The organism is Roseateles sp. P5_E8 (assembly GCF_054177665.1).
This window is the reverse complement of the sequence record NZ_JBGCUM010000130.1, coordinates 1-1,458: the sequence shown is the minus strand read 5'-3', so window position 1 is coordinate 1,458 and position 1,458 is coordinate 1. Positions and strand designations below refer to the sequence as shown.

1 protein-coding gene is annotated in these 1,458 nt (G+C 54.2%); it reads left to right on the top strand.

The window, feature by feature from the left end; genetic code table 11:
- The coding region (locus ACXRVZ_RS27570) for a PKD domain-containing protein (RefSeq protein ID WP_458233125.1) at positions 1 to 1,458 on the top strand (1,458 nt) is incomplete at both ends.

Here is a 1,458-nt window from a genome sequence, read left to right as displayed (position 1 = left end):
ATATTTGGACTTTCGATACGAAAACTCTCTTGTGGACTGAGGTGCAATTGCCTGCGACAAACCCCGGGAATGTCAGTCTTGCGCTTACTGTGTTTTCGCCTACCACGGGATGTGGTTACTCTGTGTATGGGCAGTCCAGGGGCTCGGCGCTGTTCGGCATCTGGGAGCTTTGCCTTAAACTGAATACGCCCCCCTCGGCGGTAATTACTGTTTCGTCAGCCGACTTGCAGGCAGGCATTTTTGCAACTTTTTTCGCTTCTGCGAGTACGGACGCCGAAGGCAATATTGCAAGTTATACGTGGGACTTTGGCGATGGCACGACGGCGGCTGGGGTTTCAGCTAAGAAGCTTTTTGCAACAGCCGGGACCTACACCGTTCAGTTGACTGTTACGGATTCCGTCGGTGCGATATCTACCGCCACGCAGCAGGTTGTAGTCTCACAAGGGGCTTATTCGCCGCCAAGCGCGAACTTTGCAGTGCAGCCAAGTGTTGGAGTTGCGGGGGCTGTGGCGCAGTTTTCCGCTGCTTTAAGCAGTGCACCTGATGCGCCTATTGCTTCTTATGTCTGGGATTTCGGCGATGGCACCACTGGAGCCGGAATCAATGTTGCCAAGACGTACCAGTACGTCGGTACGTATAAAATAACTTTGACCGTGACGGATAATCACGGATTGAGTTCTGTGAAGACTGCCTTATTTACAGTTGGAGCCCCTTCAGATATTGCCACGAACGTGGCATTGGCTGTCAATGGTGGTATTGCGTCCGCCTCCAGTGTGTATGATGGTCGCTACCCAGTTAAATCGATTAATAACGGCGATCGAAAGGGTTTGAATTGGAATGCCGGCGGGGGGTGGAATGATGCGACCTCTGGCGCTTACCCTGATTGGGTTCAGATTGATTTCAATGGTCTCCAGACGATTGGTGAAATTGATGTATTTACACTTCAGGACAATAACAATTCGCCGTCGGTGCCTACGCTGGCAATGACTTTTAGTAAATATGGAATCACGCACTACGATGTCCAATATTGGGATGGCGACGGATGGATGAATGTGCAAGGCGGCAATGTCACCGGCAATAACATGGTGTGGCGACAATTCGCTTTTGCGCCGATTAGTACAACGCGTATCCGGGTCCTAGTAACAGGTGCAATTGGTAATTTCTCGCGGATCGTCGAGGTGGAGGCCTGGACGCCGGGAAGCGTGACGAACCAGGCGCCGGTGGCCAACATCAGCGGCCCGACSAGTGGGCAAGTGGGCGCGAACCTGAGCTTCTCCGGTGCTGGGAGCACGGATGCCGAAGGCCCGGTCGCAAGCTATGCGTGGACRTTCGGGGACGGCACGAGCGCAAGCGGGGTGTCGGCCACGAAGAGCTACAGCGCTGAGGGCAGCTATACGGTGACGTTGACGGTGACCGATGCCGCGGGCCTGACCAACAGCAAGACGCAGACGGTGGTGA